We start from the raw sequence: 16,584 nt of genomic DNA on the forward strand, positions 1-16,584 counted from the left end.
GAAAATATGAAAAAAATTATTGTAGTTTTAATGGCGGTGCTCGTGTTAGCAGGGTGTGCACCCAAAGGAAAAACACAGGGAAATATTGAAATAACCCATAAACTTGGAACGACCAATGTTACCTTAAATCCCGATAAAGTAGTCATATTTGACATGGGAATTTTAGATATTTATCAAAAGTTTGAACTGCCGGTTGGTGCAGTTGCTAAAGCGTCTCTACCAAAGTCGTTGGATGCTTATAATGATGAGGCCGTTATGGACGCAGGAACATTGTTTGAGCCTAATTTAGAGGCTCTAGCAGAATTTGGACCAGAGCTAATTATAGTTTCGGGACGTGCATCAAAACACTACGATGAACTTTCGAAAATAGCGCCTACAATTTATATGGGACGTGATTCGAGTGATGCTGGATTATTAGAATCCGTCGCAGCAAATATCGATACTCTTTCAAAAATCTATACAGATACAGATTTCAAAGATGCTATGAAACCGTTAAATGATGCTGTAACAAATCTGGCTACGAAAGCAAAAGCATCGAACCTTTCAACAATGTTTATCATGGCAAATGGTGATGAAGCAAAATCATTCGGAGCAAAGAGTCGTTACGATCATGTCTTTAACGAATTTGGTTTTACTCCAGTTGATCATGAACTTGATCCATCAACACATGGTGCATCCGTATCATTTGAACTTATTAATGCATTACAACCAGAAATTATGATTGTTATGGACCGAGCTGCAGTAACAGGTGGCAAAACTTTAGCCAAAACACTCATGGATAACGATTATGTCAACAACACTCCAGCAGCAAAAAACAATCGAATTATCTATGTAAATCCAGAAAGCTGGTATTTAACAGAAGGCGGATACCAAGCAATTTTAGATATGGTTAATGAACTAACACCATTGTTCTCATAAGAAATAGGTAGCATATACTCCATTATGCTACCTGTTTTTGTATTGTTTTAGACACTTAGATTCTATTCCATTATGGATGGTTTATGGTACACTATATGCAGATATAACTTTATAAAGGGGTAATATATGAAAAACGAAAAGGATTACATTTATATCCATGGCCACCGTAATCCCGACACGGATTCAATTGTATCAGCGATCGCTTATGCACATTTGAAAAACGAACAAGGGATTCCTGCCATAGCGTGTCGTTTGGGGAAGTTAAGCGAAGAAACAGAGTACATTCTTGATAAGTTCGGTTTTGAGGCACCAATCTTATTAAAAGATGCACGTGCAACTTTGGATGAAATTGAGTTGGATGAGGCAACTGAAATTCATTTGGATACATCGATCAAGGATGCGATGGACATTCTTCAAGAAAAGCGTCAAACGCTTGCTGTCGTTGATGACCGCCATAATCTGGTTGGGGTTGTTACATCATCAAATTTGGCACACATTGCCATGGGTGATACGGCGCACTCTATTGAACTCTTGAAACGAACACCCGTAGAGAATATTGTAAATGCAATCGATGGAACACTAGTCTATAAACCTAAAGAATTCCGTTTCAATGGAAAAACTAGCATCGTTGCGTTAGCATCATCAAAGTTAGAAAACTATAATCTCAAAGACCGTTTGGTCATTTTAGGGAATGATTCAGAAGCCCAGCTTGAAGCAATCAATAAAGGTGCAGCATGTATTGTTGCTGTCTGGACGGAAGAAATTAGTGATGAAGTCTTACAACATGCAATTGAATTCGGTTGTGCCATTATTTTATCGTCCCATGGTTCAATGAATACGTCACGTTATCTTATTTTTTCGCCAAGTGTTCGTGAAATCATGACAACCAATTTACTCTACTTTAATAAGAACGAATTTGTAGACGATGTAGAGTCACAGATGCTTAAAACGCGATTCAGATCCTACCCAGTTGTTGATGATGATAACCGTATTTTCGGATTTGTCGCACGCTACCATATTCTCAACAGCCCAAGTAAACGTTTGATTTTGGTAGACCATAATGAATATTCCCAAAGTGTTGAAGGGGTGGAAGAGGCTGAAATTCTTGAAGTCATTGACCATCACCGTATTGGAGATTTAAATACGGTTAAACCCATTTATTTCCGCAACGAAATTATCGGATCTACCGCATCAATTATTACAAAAATGTATCATGAAAATGGTGTCAACATTCCACGTAATATTGCATCTATTTTATTAGCGGCATTGATTTCCGATACTTTAAATCTTAAGTCGCCAACAACAACGAAGCAAGATTTTCGCATAGCACACCAACTTGAGGCAATATCAGGATTGGATCGCTACTCATTCTCGCAAGAGATGTATGAAGTCACGTCATCATTACGAAACAAACCGTATGAAGACATCATTAATCAAGATATCAAGACATTCCACATCTCAGGAAAAGAAGTTATGGTATCGCAAGTGGTTATTTATCACTTCACCGAACTCGATGCCATCCACGAAACTTTTGAAGAATCAATGGAAGAGTATGTCAATAAACATGGCTTAGACTTACTTGTCGTTGTCTTCACAAGTATCGAAGATAATGGATCGATTATTGTTTCAGCGGGTTCATTGAAATCTTCGGTTCTGGATGCCTTCCCACAATCAGAATCGGACGATCGCTCATTCCTACCTGACGTTGTGTCACGTAAGAACCAGATCATACCAAGGCTGTCGACAGCGATTGCACGTTCAGTTCAGAAGAAAATGTAAAGAAAAGGAGATTGCTTCATGCAGTCTCCCTTTTTTTATTTTGATGTATTGTAATCGTTTAAGCCCATAACCCGACTTGCATCAAGGGTAAATATGATTCCTTTATTTGGTGATTCAATATCCAATGATTCACGGATTTTTTCCATAATGGCTAATGTTTGATCCTTAGGTGCAAGGATTAATACCATATCTTTTTCAGGTTCAATATTTATACCAAAAAGTTTCGGATCGTTTGGATTTGCACGTCCTCGAGCATGAATCACGGTAGCACCAACACTACTAATTTCTTTTGAAGCATCAATGACTGTATCTGCTTTACCGTGATCAACGATTGTAACTATTATTTCATAACCCATATCGGTTCCTCCTTCTTGGCGACAGTTGTATAAGGTTGTCGGTGTCATTCCATAATCAATATCTAAACTAATTGTGGTAATTGTCCCATTCAGACGTTTCTTCCACCGTTTCTTTATATTTTCATAAATTGCTTCTTCATATGACGATTCAGCAATCAATAGCGCAAGTTCTTTTCGTTGATCTTCAAAGCCAAACCAATTCATCAACATATCATGAATTACGGTATGCCCTGGAATAATCAATGAACCAAGATATAGGTTAGGGTCTGTGTAATCCAAAAAGCGTGACGCTTGATGTACATTAACAACACCGATGATAAGTTTTAAATGTGCGAATTGTGTATCGATCATGATTGAGACCTCTTTTTCTTGTAAATAACACCTAAGATTTGTACAGCAACAATTGGCATCATAGCAATCATCGCAATAATACCAAAGCCATCCACCATAACATTTGCAGTAGGGATGACAGTGGCGACACCTTGTGCGAAAGCAAGTACGAATGTGGCAGTCATGGGACCTGAAGCTACGCCTCCGGCATCAAATCCGACCCCAACAAAAATAGGTGGTACCTTACGCGAAAGATATAGCGCAAGACCAAATCCTGGGAGTAAGAAGTGCCAAAGCTTAATTGAAGGAATCAGAATGCGGATCATTGAAAGACTGACAGCTAGAGCAATCGCAATGGAAAGTGTAATCAGTATAATTCTTTTCGGAATCCCACCAGCAGTAACATCTTCAATTTGCTCGGTGAGAACATATACAGCGGGCTCTGCTAAAACAACAACGGTTCCTATACCAAACCCAACTAGAACAAGTACGAGTCCAGATACGTCACGTGCGAGTGTCTCACCCATGATACGCCCCACTTCCATAAACCCTGCATTAACCCCAGTTAAAAATAAGGTCAATCCGACAAGTGTATAGGCAAGTCCTCGTAGTATTTGATGATGGCGCCGGCGTTTTAATTTAAACCCAAAATGATTGAATAAAAGATAGACGATTGTTAATGGAATTAACGTTATGGTGACTGCTTGAAATTCATGCGGAAGCATTATTAAAAATGGTTTAAGGATTCCGACAGTCGGAATTACAGCAACCGCATCACCTTGAATTTCCGTAAAGTTAAGGATGATGCTCATCAACATAATCATTAATATAGGTCCGATTGAAGCAAGCCCAACAAGTCCAAAACTGTCTTCTTCAGCTGTTTTACCACCTTTAAGCTGAGAGACACCATATCCCAGTGCTAGGATGAATGGTGTTGTCATGGCACCTGTAGTTGCTCCGGAAGCATCCACTGAAATAGCGAGAAATTCTTCGGAGACAAAAAATGCCAAAACAAATAACAATCCATAAAAACCGATGAAAAAGCGATTTAAGGATCCGTTGAAGAGGATTCTCAAAAGTCCTACTACAACCATAATTCCAACTCCAATTGAAACAATCGTAATAATAAAACTTGGAGCTAAAGCACCCCCTGAAGCGCTAAAAATTTGATTGGCTAAGATAGCAAGATCCGGTTCAGCGACTGTTATTAAAAACCCAAGGATAAAGCCTAAAACAATAACTACAATCGTTTTATTTGTTTTCGCAATGGTCTTTCCAAGTAATGAACCAATGGGGGTAATTCCAATTTCAGCTCCGAATAGGAAGATACCCAATCCGATGATTACAAAGATGGATCCGATTATAAAGCGAATGAGTACATCTAATGCAAGTGGTGCAATGGTGAAATGAAGAAGGAGTACGATCGCAACAATTGGCAATACGGACCCAGCAACTTCTTTAAATTTATCTAAAAGTATGTCCAAAAAATCATCCTTTCTCTATTCATACAGTAAAATGTTTGTGTTTGACGCTTTTTAATAAAGCTGCACTATATTAAGTATAACTTATTTTCGAAATTAAACAAAAAATCTACCCGAGGGTAGATTTAAAGGTCATAGGCATCATTGCGAATTTCTTCTTCAATCCATGTGAATCCATCGCGTGCTAAGAGATCGTGTGATCCCTGAGGACCATTGGTAAACGCTGGATAAGTTTCCGGTTCATCTCCTTGATGGTGTCGAATTATGTCTTCAACAAAGGCCCAACTGCGTTTGACTTGATTAAAGCTAGCGAAGAGACTGTGGTCGTCTTCAAGAGCTGCATTGAGAAGGCGTTCATAGGCTTCAGGCGTATTCATACGGTTTTCATAGTCGCATGATTGGCAGAAGTCCATTAACACAGATTGTGTTTCATGGGATTGGCCAGGTTTCTTGATGTTGAAGCGTAGGTAGATACCTTCTTCCGGTTGAATTTTGATAATCAAGACGTTTGCCGGTGCATGATCTTGTTGCTTAAATTCAACGACTACTTCGGTTATGCGTTTATGCATCCTTTTACCAGTTCGAACATAGATTGGGGTGTTGCGCCATCGTGGTGTTCGAATACCAAGTTTCAACGCAACAAATGTTTCAGTACGTGAATGCTCATCCACTTTATCTTCATCACGATAGCTCATGGATTCTTGATTTTGTGTATATTGACCAAAGATGACGTCTTGATCCATATTTTCAATGTATAAGTTATCGAGAATCGCTTCTTGTGCTTCATGAATTGATGTTGCATCCATTGTTTCAGGTTTATCCATCGTTACAATTGATAAAATTTGAAGTAAATGATTTTGGAACATATCTTTGAGTGCACCAGTGTGGTCATAATAGTTTCCACGATTTTCGACACCGACAAGCTCATTTGCAGAAATCTGGATATTCGCGATATTATCAGCATTCCAGATATTTTTGAAGATTTCATTTGCAAAGCGAATGGTGAAGATGTTTTGTACCATTTCTTTCGCAACATAATGATCAATGCGATAGATATGATCTTCATCAAATATATTGGAAAGTGTGTGATTGATGGATTCTGCAGATTTTAAATCATTACCAAACGGTTTTTCGATGATAATTTTACTATCTTTGGCGAGGTTGTGTTTCTCAAGTTTTTGAGCAATTATCTCGAAAAAAGAAGGGGCGACTGCAAAATAGTAGAGTTTTTTTGCGTTGGCATCGATATCTTGGAACCGTGTGAACAGACGTTCGTAACCTTCATCTTCGGTAAAGGTCATTTCAAAATAGGTGACATGATTTAAAAATGCATCGAGGTGGTCATCACTCACATGAATGCGACTATGTTCTTGGAGCCATGGGCGCGCAAGGTCACGGTACGATTCAGAGGTTAGCGGTTGACGACCAATTATGACAATATGTAAGTGGTCCGGAAAGTTATCCGTGCACTTCAGATTGTAGAAAGCAGGGAGGAGCTTACGATACGTAAGGTCCCCCGTACCGCCAAAGATAGTGACAATGTGATTGTCCTTATGCATTTTTTTGATTCCATTCATGATGGAAATGTCCAGGCTCGTCAAGACGCTCGAAAGTATGTGCGCCAAAGAGGTCACGTTGTGCTTGAATTAGATTTGCATTACCGCGTCCGGTGCGGTAAGCGTCAAAGTAGCTAATTGCACTGGTGAAAGCCGGCATACTAATTCCTTGTTGGATTGCGGATGCGATGACATCACGCAAAGATTGTTGGTAGTCCATGAGATTTTCTTTAAAGGATGCATCAATCATCAGATTTGCTAAGCTTGAATCTGTGATATATGCATCACTGATGCGGTTTAAGAATGCGGCGCGGATAATGCAACCTTCGCGGAAAGTACGTGCAATTGCTCCAAAGTCTAAGTCCCAGTTATACTCAACTGAAGCATTCTTCAAGAGATCAAATCCTTGTGCATAAGCAATAATCTTGCTTGCATATAATGCTTGACGTACGGATTCGATAAATGCATCTTTGTCCTCAATGGTAACACGTGGAGCATCAAAGTTTAGAATGGATGCTGCATGAATACGTGCATCTTTTTGGCTCGACATGAAGCGTGCGAAAACTGCGGATGCTAATAAGGAAGCATCAGTTCCCGTTGTGAGCGCCTCTTCAGCAGTCCATTTACCAGTTCCTTTTTGAGCGGCTGTATCTGTAATGACATCGACAAGATGCTTACCAGTTTTGGGATCAATTTCTTTGAATATTTGAGCTGAAATTTCGATTAAGAAACTTTCTAACTCACCATTATTCCATGTATCAAAAATGGTGGCGAGCTCGTCGTTGTTGAAACCACCAATGTGTTTCAGCACTGAATAAGCTTCAGCAATTAATTGCATATCTGCATATTCAATACCGTTGTGAACCATTTTGACATAGTGTCCAGCACCGTCAGTTCCCATGTATGTTGCGCATGGTTCACCTTTATATTTCGCTGAAATGTCTTCGAGAATGGCTTGGACATATTGGTATGCATCAGCACTTCCGCCTGGCATGATAGCAGGGCCGAAGCGTGCTCCTTCTTCACCACCAGAAATTCCAACACCTAGATAGCGGAATCCTTGAGCTTCAATTTCTTGTGTACGACGAATTGTATCGTGGAAGTTGGAATTACCACCGTCCATAATAATATCGCCTTCGTCTAATAAAGGAAGTAATCCTTCAATCACTTTATCAACAGCCATTCCAGCCTTGACCATAAGTACCATTTTTCGTGGGGTTTCTAATGAAGCCACAAAATCTTCAAGTGTTTTGTATAAATGTAAATTGTCATGTGGATTATCGGCAATAACAGCTTCCCCTACAGCGTATGTACGGTTATAAATTGCTACCTGATACCCGTGATCTGCCATATTCAGTGCGAGATTTGAGCCCATTACGGCTAATCCGATGACACCTATATTGTTTGTTTGCATAAACTACCTCCAAGTTCTGGTATCATTGTACAACATGACACGATATTCGCCTAGTCATGTAACTTTCTTTTATCTTAAATAGTCATAAAAAAACGCGCATTGATGCGCGGATTTTTTGTTATTTGGCTTTGCCTTGGTTGGCAACAGCTTCCATTTTTGCTTTTAATGCGTCCTGGTCACCAAGATAGTACGAGTTCGCGACAGTGAAGTCTTCGTTAAATTCGTAAACTAAAGGAACACCTGTAGGGATATTGACACCCATAATTGCATCATCACTCATATTGTCAAAATATTTAACCAGAGCACGTAATGAATTTCCGTGAGCAACAATGAGCACGCGTTTACCATCAACCATTTGTGGTTTGATGACCGTTTCAAAATAGGGAACAGCTCGCTCGATTGTTTCTTTCAATGATTCGTGGAGTGGTAATATCGATTTATCACTGACATCACGATAGGCATCCATATTCCGAGGTGCTCGTGGGTCGTCATTTTCAAGAACGGGTGGCTTGACATCAAATGAACGGCGCCAGATAAGTACTTGATCTTCACCATATTTTGCTGCCGTTTCGGCTTTATCTAGACCTTGCAAGGCGCCATAATGACGCTCATTTAGGTGCCAATCTTTAACGATTGGTAACCAATTGCGATCCATTTCATTAAGGATGTACTCCATTGTGTGGATGGCACGTTTTAGATAAGACGTATAAACAATATCAAAATCAAACTGTGCTTCGTTCAGTAATTTACCACCTTGAATTGCTTCTTCAACGCCTTTTTCAGATAATTCGACATCAGCCCACCCAGTAAAGAGGTTTTTTCGGTTCCATTCACTTTCGCCATGTCGTACTAATACTAATTGCATCATAAATTGATTCCTCCTCATAAGATAATTATAGTGTACACCCAATTGTGAATCTTTGCACGTGAGGTGGTATAAAAAAAATAAAATAATAGTGCGAAAGTATTGAATAACATAGTTAACCACTATATAATGACGATTGTAAAACATAGTGACACAGGAGGAATTAAAATGTCAAAGATTTTATCAATCATGAACGAACGCCGCACACGTTACGGTCTAGCTAAGAGTACAACAGTTTCAAACGATGCAGTGCGTGCACTTGTAGAAGAAGCAGTTCAAGTTGTACCATCAGCTTTCAATGCACAAACACAACGAGTTGTAGTATTATTTGATGACGCATCAGACAAATTCTGGGATTTAACACGTGAAGAGCTTCGTAAAGTTGCTCCCGCAGAAGGATTTGAAAATACAATTGCTAAATTAGAATCATTCAAACAAGGTAACGGAACGATTCTTTACTTCTACGATACAAACGTTGTTGAAGGGTTACAATCACAATTCGCATTATATGCAGATAACTTCCCAATTTGGGCACAACAAGAAAATGGAATGCTCCAATATACAGTTTGGACAGCATTAACCGAAGCAGGTCTTGGTGCTAGCTTACAACACTACAATCCAATCGTTGACGCTGCTGCTGCACAAGAGTGGGATCTTCCTGCAAACTGGAAACTGGTAGCTCAAATGCCATTTGGTGAAGCAGTCGATACACCTCAAGCAAAAGAACTTGCACCTGTTGCCGACAAAGTAAAAGTATTCTAAAACCTAAAACTCAGGAGACTGAGTTTTCTTTTTATGATATTTTAGCACTCTTGTGTTGACATTGCTAAATGATGTGATATACTAACTATGTAATAGCACTCTATACACGAGAGTGCCAAGGAGGTACATTATGAGAAATGAAGTAACGAAACGACCAAGTACATTATTCGAAAGCCTCTTCGGCGATGATATCGCGAATAATGTTACCTACGGAACAGGAATCGATATTTATAAAGAAGATGATAAATATATCGTGGATTTGGAAATTCCTGGCTTCCAAAAAGAAGATATTGATGTCCAGTTTAATGGTGATGTTTTAACCATTCAAGCTTCACATACCGTAAAATCTGAAGATGAAACAAAGGATTATTTCTATAAATCACGTCGGACAGATCGTGTACACCGACAAATTCGATTTGCAGACGTTGATGAATCCAAAGTTGACGGCAGTTATGAAAATGGTGTTCTAAAAGTTATTTTACCGAAAAAGAATAAAGAAGATATCGTTAACAGAATTACGATTAAGTAAAGATTCTGTTAATCACAAAGCATGGTTCCTAAAAAGGTATCATGCTTTTTTTGTTTGTGGTATAAAGATAGTAGGGAGAGACGATTTACTTTGACTACCAAACTAATCGGCGGTATACTATTCCGGTAACCTTAAGGGGGATTACTATGAAACTAACAAAACAAGAACGATCTTGGATTCTTTATGATGTCGCGAATTCAGCGTTTACACTTATTATTACAGCGACACTTCCAATTTACTTTCGGGCGATGGCAGAATCCGCTGGCGTAGCTGACAATATTGTCAGTGCGTGGTGGGGAACTGCGACATCGATCTCTTTACTTGTATTAGCGTGTTTATCACCATTTTTAGGCGCAATGGCTGATTATAAAGGCTATAAAAAACGTTTGTTTGTTATTGGATTACTGATTTCAGTTGTTTCTGCTTTCGCATTTACGTTTGCGACAGATTGGCAAGTATTTATCGCACTTTATATTGTTGCGCGTTTGGGATATTCCGCGTGTAATATCTTCTATGATGGAATGCTTGTTGATATCACCACAGATGAGCGGATGGATCATATCTCGTCATTAGGGTATGCATATGGATATATTGGAAGTACCATTCCATTTATTGCAGGAATCTTGCTTATTTTCTTTGGTGAGAAAATTGGAATTTCAACACAACTGGCAACACAATTATCATTTGTCATCATTATTGTTTGGTGGTTAGTATTATCTATTCCTCTCATCAAAAATGTTGAGCAAATTCATTATTTAGAAAAACAAGATAATATTGTGACTTCAAGCGTGAGTCGCGTTCGAAAAACACTGGTAGATATTAAACAATCACCACGTATTTTATTCTACATTTTAGCTTATTTCTTCTACATTGATGGAGTTTATACGATTATATCGATGGCGACAGCGTATGGTGGCGAAGTCGGAATTTCATCGGACCAAATGCTTCTTGCGTTGTTATTAACGCAATTTGTAGCATTCCCATTTGCAATTTTCTCAGTTAATTTTGCGAAACGATACTCACAAATTAAAGTCATCAAATTCTACATTCTCATGTATATGTTTATTGCGGTCTTTGGTTTCTTCTTGAAATATACATGGCAGTTCTGGTTCTTAGCGATTTTGATTGGAATGGCCCAAGGTGGAATTCAATCTTTATCACGATCATACTTTGGACAAATGATTCCCAAACACAAAGCAAACGAGTACTTTGGCTTCTTTGATATTTTTGGAAAATTTGCCGATTTTATGGGACCTTTAATCATAGCAATTTCATCGGTTGTATTCGGACATTCACGTTATGGTGTCTTACTATTGGTGGTTCTATTTATAATTGGATATGCATTACTCACTAAAGTAGAGAAGATTGAAAACGAAACAGCGGTTTAAGAGTTGCCTCAGGCAACTCTTTTTTTGTTAAGATTATCAACTAGGATTCACGTTTCGATTGCAAAAATTTGTTATACTTATCAAAAGAGGTGGCCTATGATTAGACTTTCAGATGAAATTCAAGACGTATTACAACACTTAGAACACCAAGGATACCAGGCTTATATTGTCGGGGGATTTGTTCGCGATGCCCTTGAAGGTCAACTGAGTACTGATCTCGATATTGCAACAGATGCCCGTCCAGAGCAGTTGTATCCATTATTCAAAACAATTGAAACGAACGTGAAAATGAACCAATATGGCATTAAATTTGAACGTGGCGCATACAATTTTGAGATTACCACCATGCGACGTGAGACTTATAATGATACGACACGTCACCCTGACGCCTTTGAATTCGTTACGACGCCACTTGATGATGCCGTTCGCCGTGACTTCACAGTTAATGCTCTTTATTACAATCGTAGCAATGGCATTCTTGATTTTCATGGTGGCATGGCTGATTTAGCCTCAAGGCGCATACGAATGATTGGTGATCCCATTGTCCGCTTTCGAGAAGATCCCATTCGAATTTTACGTTTATTTCGATTCCAGGGTGAACATCAGTATCAGGTTGATGCTGCAACGTTTAATGCAGCCTACATGAATCGAGACCATTTAATGTCAGTTCAGGGTGTAAATTTACGTCATGAAATTACACGACTCTTATTAAGTGTTGGATGTTATCCAACGATGATTGCGAATCCATGGGTATTGGGAAAGGTATTTGCGCCCCTTGAAGCGACGATCCATTTTGACCAAAAGAATCCCTACCACAATCGAGATCTCTTTAACCACACATTGACTGTCGTCGCAGGAACACCCCGAAAACTAGAAATCCGGTATGCGGCATTATTTCATGATATCGGTAAAGTAAACACGCAGACAATTGACAATCAAGGGATTGCACACTACCGTGGCCATGCCATTGAAAGCAAACACCTAGCACAACCCATCTTAGAGTCATTGCAACTTCCCAAAAAGCAAATTAACTATATTCTTGATTTAATAACGTATCACAGCATGCATTTAGAAGTATCATTGAGTCAGATGCAACAATTAATTAGAGTTCATGGACTTGCATGGACCCAAGATCTAATTCGACTCAAGCACGCAGATAATTTAGCTAAATCGGATAAAGCAGCGTATCAGTTGGAGAAGACAGCGCAATTCGAACAACTCATTCAAACCATACAAGAAGAAAATTACCCGACACATGTCCGAGATTTAGCGTTGTCACCACTAGAAATTCAAGCGTTAGGAGTTGCGCTTTCGCAGACTCAAATTGTTCTAGAACGTCTTTTAGATGGCGTCATTAACCAAACCATCACAAATACAAAAGAAGCATTAACTGCATATATAATGGAGGAATTACAATGAGCTATATAGAAATTCAAGATATTACAAAAGTATACAAAGTCGGTGACGTCGAAATCAGAGCATCTGATGGTGTGACATTTAATTTGGACCAAGGAAAGTTTATTGTTGTCGTGGGACCTTCGGGTGCTGGTAAAACGACAGTCATGAATATTCTTGGAGGTATGGATCAACCGACATCGGGAACGGTTATCGTTGATGGAAAAACCATCACCGATCTTAATGATCGAGAAATGACCCAATACCGTCGTGATGATGTTGGTTTTGTCTTTCAATCATACAACTTGATTTCTAATCTCACAGCACTGGAAAACGTAGAACTTGCAACTCAAATTCGAAAAGAAGCGAAAAACCCCAAAGATGTATTAAAACAAGTAGGGCTGGAAGCTCGCTTAGATAACTTTCCAGCACAGTTAAGTGGTGGAGAGCAACAACGTGTTGCGATAGCACGGGCCATTGCCAAAAACCCAAAACTTTTATTGTGTGATGAGCCAACAGGTGCTTTAGATACTGAAACTGGGCAGCAAATCTTGCGTGTCCTTCGCGAATGTTCAGATATTTACGGTATGACCGTCGTCATCATTACGCATAATCAGACAATTACAGAAGTCGCCGATCGTGTCATTGAAATTAAAAATGGCCGCGTAGTATCCGATCGTGAAAACATGTTTGTGAAAGATGTGGATGATATCAAATGGTAAAAGATATACTGCGTGAAATTAAAGCCAAATGGTTTCAATTTATCGCAATTGTTACGATTACTGCATTGGGTGTTGGTTTCTTTGCTGGAATTCGCGTTACAGGATACGACATGCGAACTACAGCAGACCGCTATATGGAAACAAGTGAGGCACTCGACTTTGAATACCGCAATACATTAGGAATTGACCAACAAATGTTAGATGAGCTGAGTACAATCGTTGATGGCACTGCGGTGGGAGTGTACGATACGGATGCATTTATCGGTATTTCTCAAGGAGACGCTGTCGTTCATGTTGTGGAACTAAATGATAGCACTGCGCGTGACTTAACACTTATTGAAGGACGTATGCCAACACAAAAAAATGAAGTTGTTGTCGATAGTATGTTTAAGGAACGCAGCAACTTCCAAATTGGCGGTAAAGTTCAACTTAAGAGTAATGATATCTTTGAGGCATCAGATCTGACGATTGTTGGCTATGTCCAGTCTAATCTTTATATGAATCTTGAACGTGGGTCCACAACCATCGGTTCGGGAAATGTTTCAGGCTTTATTTATGCACAAGACTTGGATAAAAAGGTAGATGTCTTTACAAGCGCACGGTTTAATCTAAATCCTGAAGCAGATGTGAGTGTCCAACGACAAGCTGTTATTGATCAAGAGCAGTCATTAATTAAGAATCGATTTGATCGCCTAAGTGCTCCGATCATTGAAGAACTTGAAGCAGCCCAAGAAACGTTAAATGCAGAAAACGAAACGGCTGTCACAGAAATTAATAAAGCAAAACAAGACTTAGCCGCAGCGAAAGAAACTCTTGATGCAGCCTATATTGATTTAAACGCGGGATTAAACACTATGGCGCAAGGTCTTGGAACGCAAACTGTCACAGGATCTCTTCAAGACAAGCTTGATGCTCTCGTACGAATTACTGATGGAAAAGTAAATATTGATGTAAAACAATTGACTGATGGAATTGCACAAATTGACGCAAATCTTAGCGTGATTGAAGCGACCGAAGCTGAATTAAACACGGGGATTGCCCAAGTTGAAACAAAGAAAGCAGATGCTATTGCATTGCTGGCGAATCCAACTTTAACGGATGAGGAAAAAGCTGCTCTTGAAGCAAGCATTGTACAGTTTGATGCTAGCCTTGTGGAATTGAATAGTCAAAAATACCAACTGCTTGCCCAAAAGGCCGAAGCCATCGCAATGAAACAAGAATTAGAATCGAAACTTGCGGAAGCAAATGCAGGCATCGATTCACTTCGAAGTTCACAAGGAACACTTCAAGCAGGTATTACACAATATAATGCAGGAATGGCAACCTACGAACACGGTGTCCAATCCTTAGAAACGAAAACAACCGAAGTCGCAGCCGCAATCAATGATGCACAACGTAAAATCGATAATGGCTACACTGAACTTGAAAGTAAAAACAATGGAAAACAATTTGTACTTGAGCGTAAAGACGTCCTCATAGGGTACAATGAATTTTATCAAGATAGTGACCGTATTGAAGCAATTGGTCAGGTTTTTCCACTGATATTCTTTGGTGTCGCAATTCTCGTCACTTTAAGTACCATCTCACGAATGATTGATGAATCACGATCACAAATTGGCGTATATAAAGCCTTGGGTTATAGTTGGATTTACGCCTCAATGAAGTTTGTTGGTTTTGCATTCTTTAGTTGGTTCATTGGTTCGGTAATAGGGATTATTTTTGGCTTTTATCTTATTCCAACACTTATTTATGATGCATATCGAATTATGTATCAAACACCACCGCTTGTGCCAGAAATTGTCTGGTCGTATGCATGGCAACCGTTGCTCGTAAGTTTTATTTCGAGTGTCGGAATTGCATTTGTGAAAGCTGCGAAAGTAAGTCGTGAAGGTACTGCAAATCTCTTGCGTCCTCCAATGCCTAAGGCAGGAAATCGGATGCTTTTAGAACGAGTAACGCCAGTATGGAGTCGTCTAAGTTTCCTCTATAAAGTAAGCTTGCGGAATCTGTTTAGAAACAAAACACGGTTTATGATGACCCTGATTGGTATCGGTGGCTGTGCCGGATTACTAATCACTGGGATTGGAATTCGCCATTCAATTTACTCAATCGTCGACAAACAGTTTGATACCATTAATAAATATGATGGCATGATTATGCACGATGGTGCGAGCGATTTTGGTGATGTTTCGTTTACTGCGACATTAGATGTCACATCTGAGTTTGTCGATGTAGCGGGTACAAATAGCCAATTATTTGTAGTTGAGGATTTTGAAAAATTACCAGAATTTGTTTCGATGCAAACACGACGTAATCAAGAACCCATTCCTTTAAAGAATGATACTGTTGTAATCACTGAAAAATTAGCAATTCTTGAAGGGTTAAGTATTGGGGATCCATTTACACTCCAACGAAATGATATTGACTACACCTTTACAGTGGGTGGAATCACAGAAAACTATGTTCTTCATTATGTTTACATGAGTGACGAAACGTATGAGTCGGTAACAGGGAAGACCATTCATCCCAATTTAACACTCTTTAATACAGACGCCGATCATACAATGCTTTCGGAAAAAATTCTCGCCAATGATAATGTCTATTCGGTGCAATATATGGATGTTATGCAAGAAACTTACCGAGAGTCCATGGGTAACTTTGATATCGTTGTGTATGTTATCGTTGGTGCTGCATTTGCCCTCGAGCTAATAGTTCTACTCAATCTTATTACTATGAATATGAGTGAGCGTAAAAAAGAACTGGCTACATTAAAAGTTCTAGGATTCTATCCTAAAGAATTGTCAACTTATATCATGCGTGAGAATATTATCTTAACGTTTATAAGTGTAATGGGTGGAATCGTCTTTGGATTTATACTGCATCGCTATGTTGTTTTATCGGCAGAACTGGATGCAATTATGTTTAACCGTGAACTGCAGTGGTCTAGTATTATTATCGCGACACTCATCACATTCATTATCTCGGTTGTGACCAATCTTGTGATGTCACGTCGTGCCAATGATGTTAACATGAGCGAAGCGCTTAAGACCTTTGATAACTAAAACTCCTTCGGGAGTTTTTTTATCGAG

13 protein-coding genes are annotated in these 16,584 nt (G+C 39.2%); 8 read left to right on the forward strand and 5 right to left on the reverse strand.

Annotation, left to right across the window (positions count from 1 at the left end; all coding sequences use genetic code 11):
* The first annotated feature begins 6 nt into the window (after positions 1–6).
* On the forward strand, positions 7–918 hold the full coding sequence (locus GVV19_RS08745) for a siderophore ABC transporter substrate-binding protein (RefSeq protein WP_159647112.1): 912 nt from the start codon (positions 7–9) through the stop codon (positions 916–918).
* 126 nt (positions 919–1,044) lie between these two features.
* Positions 1,045–2,697, forward strand: coding sequence for a putative manganese-dependent inorganic diphosphatase (locus GVV19_RS08750; protein WP_159640036.1), 1,653 nt, complete (start codon positions 1,045–1,047; stop codon positions 2,695–2,697).
* A gap of 35 nt (positions 2,698–2,732) precedes the next feature.
* On the opposite strand, the gene GVV19_RS08755 is transcribed toward GVV19_RS08750, so the two are convergent.
* The 5 genes from GVV19_RS08755 to gpmA all read right to left on the reverse strand — a co-directional run bounded on the left by GVV19_RS08755 (position 2,733) and on the right by gpmA (position 8,702).
* On the reverse strand, positions 2,733–3,404 hold the full coding sequence (locus tag GVV19_RS08755) for a P-II family nitrogen regulator (RefSeq protein WP_159647083.1): 672 nt from the start codon (positions 3,402–3,404) through the stop codon (positions 2,733–2,735).
* A complete protein-coding gene (locus GVV19_RS08760) occupies positions 3,401–4,867 on the reverse strand; it encodes a DUF1538 domain-containing protein (protein WP_159647085.1) in 1,467 nt (488 codons plus the stop codon). The genes GVV19_RS08755 and GVV19_RS08760 overlap by 4 nt, the downstream gene beginning before the upstream one ends.
* A 122-nt stretch (positions 4,868–4,989) precedes the next feature.
* Positions 4,990–6,441 (reverse strand): glucose-6-phosphate dehydrogenase, encoded by a 1,452-nt coding sequence (zwf, locus tag GVV19_RS08765; protein ID WP_236262340.1) that lies wholly within the window; start codon positions 6,439–6,441, stop codon positions 4,990–4,992.
* Positions 6,416–7,834: an NADP-dependent phosphogluconate dehydrogenase gene (gene gndA / locus GVV19_RS08770; protein ID WP_159647087.1), complete on the reverse strand. Its 1,419-nt coding sequence runs from the start codon at positions 7,832–7,834 to the stop codon at positions 6,416–6,418. Before gndA ends, zwf begins: the two co-directional genes overlap by 26 nt.
* Before the next feature lie 118 nt (positions 7,835–7,952).
* Positions 7,953–8,702, reverse strand: a complete 750-nt coding sequence (gpmA, locus tag GVV19_RS08775; RefSeq protein WP_159640044.1) for a 2,3-diphosphoglycerate-dependent phosphoglycerate mutase — start codon at positions 8,700–8,702, stop codon at positions 7,953–7,955.
* 165 nt (positions 8,703–8,867) lie between these two features.
* On the opposite strand from gpmA, the gene GVV19_RS08780 reads away from it, so the two are divergent.
* The 6 genes from GVV19_RS08780 to GVV19_RS08805 all read left to right on the forward strand — a co-directional run bounded on the left by GVV19_RS08780 (position 8,868) and on the right by GVV19_RS08805 (position 16,557).
* On the forward strand, positions 8,868–9,461 hold the full coding sequence (locus tag GVV19_RS08780; protein ID WP_159640046.1) for a nitroreductase family protein: 594 nt from the start codon (positions 8,868–8,870) through the stop codon (positions 9,459–9,461).
* A 130-nt stretch (positions 9,462–9,591) separates the two neighbouring features.
* Positions 9,592–9,990 (forward strand): Hsp20/alpha crystallin family protein, encoded by a 399-nt coding sequence (locus GVV19_RS08785; RefSeq protein ID WP_159638126.1) that lies wholly within the window; start codon positions 9,592–9,594, stop codon positions 9,988–9,990.
* A gap of 146 nt (positions 9,991–10,136) precedes the next feature.
* Positions 10,137–11,378: an MFS transporter gene (locus GVV19_RS08790; protein ID WP_159638128.1), complete on the forward strand. Its 1,242-nt coding sequence runs from the start codon at positions 10,137–10,139 to the stop codon at positions 11,376–11,378.
* A gap of 96 nt (positions 11,379–11,474) precedes the next feature.
* Positions 11,475–12,797: a CCA tRNA nucleotidyltransferase gene (locus GVV19_RS08795; RefSeq protein ID WP_159647089.1), complete on the forward strand. Its 1,323-nt coding sequence runs from the start codon at positions 11,475–11,477 to the stop codon at positions 12,795–12,797.
* Positions 12,794–13,495, forward strand: coding sequence for an ABC transporter ATP-binding protein (locus GVV19_RS08800; protein ID WP_159638132.1), 702 nt, complete (start codon positions 12,794–12,796; stop codon positions 13,493–13,495). The genes GVV19_RS08795 and GVV19_RS08800 overlap by 4 nt, the downstream gene beginning before the upstream one ends.
* Positions 13,489–16,557, forward strand: coding sequence for an FtsX-like permease family protein (locus tag GVV19_RS08805; RefSeq protein ID WP_159647091.1), 3,069 nt, complete (start codon positions 13,489–13,491; stop codon positions 16,555–16,557). The genes GVV19_RS08800 and GVV19_RS08805 overlap by 7 nt, the downstream gene beginning before the upstream one ends.
* Positions 16,558–16,584 lie beyond the last annotated feature (27 nt).

It is taken from the genome of Erysipelothrix anatis, assembly GCF_009828745.1.
GTDB classification, from domain to species: domain Bacteria; phylum Bacillota_I; class Bacilli_A; order Erysipelotrichales; family Erysipelotrichaceae; genus Erysipelothrix; species Erysipelothrix anatis.

Coding starts and splice junctions, on each gene's coding strand:
- zwf (WP_236262340.1), bottom strand. CDS start 6,441: ATGAATGGAATCAAAAAAATGCATAAGGACAATCACATTGTCACTATC.
- GVV19_RS08790 (WP_159638128.1), top strand. CDS start 10,137: ATGAAACTAACAAAACAAGAACGATCTTGGATTCTTTATGATGTCGCG.
- GVV19_RS08800 (WP_159638132.1), top strand. CDS start 12,794: ATGAGCTATATAGAAATTCAAGATATTACAAAAGTATACAAAGTCGGT.
- GVV19_RS08750 (WP_159640036.1), top strand. CDS start 1,045: ATGAAAAACGAAAAGGATTACATTTATATCCATGGCCACCGTAATCCC.
- GVV19_RS08755 (WP_159647083.1), bottom strand. CDS start 3,404: ATGATCGATACACAATTCGCACATTTAAAACTTATCATCGGTGTTGTT.
- gpmA (WP_159640044.1), bottom strand. CDS start 8,702: ATGATGCAATTAGTATTAGTACGACATGGCGAAAGTGAATGGAACCGA.
- GVV19_RS08745 (WP_159647112.1), top strand. CDS start 7: ATGAAAAAAATTATTGTAGTTTTAATGGCGGTGCTCGTGTTAGCAGGG.
- GVV19_RS08780 (WP_159640046.1), top strand. CDS start 8,868: ATGTCAAAGATTTTATCAATCATGAACGAACGCCGCACACGTTACGGT.
- GVV19_RS08805 (WP_159647091.1), top strand. CDS start 13,489: ATGGTAAAAGATATACTGCGTGAAATTAAAGCCAAATGGTTTCAATTT.
- GVV19_RS08795 (WP_159647089.1), top strand. CDS start 11,475: ATGATTAGACTTTCAGATGAAATTCAAGACGTATTACAACACTTAGAA.
- gndA (WP_159647087.1), bottom strand. CDS start 7,834: ATGCAAACAAACAATATAGGTGTCATCGGATTAGCCGTAATGGGCTCA.
- GVV19_RS08785 (WP_159638126.1), top strand. CDS start 9,592: ATGAGAAATGAAGTAACGAAACGACCAAGTACATTATTCGAAAGCCTC.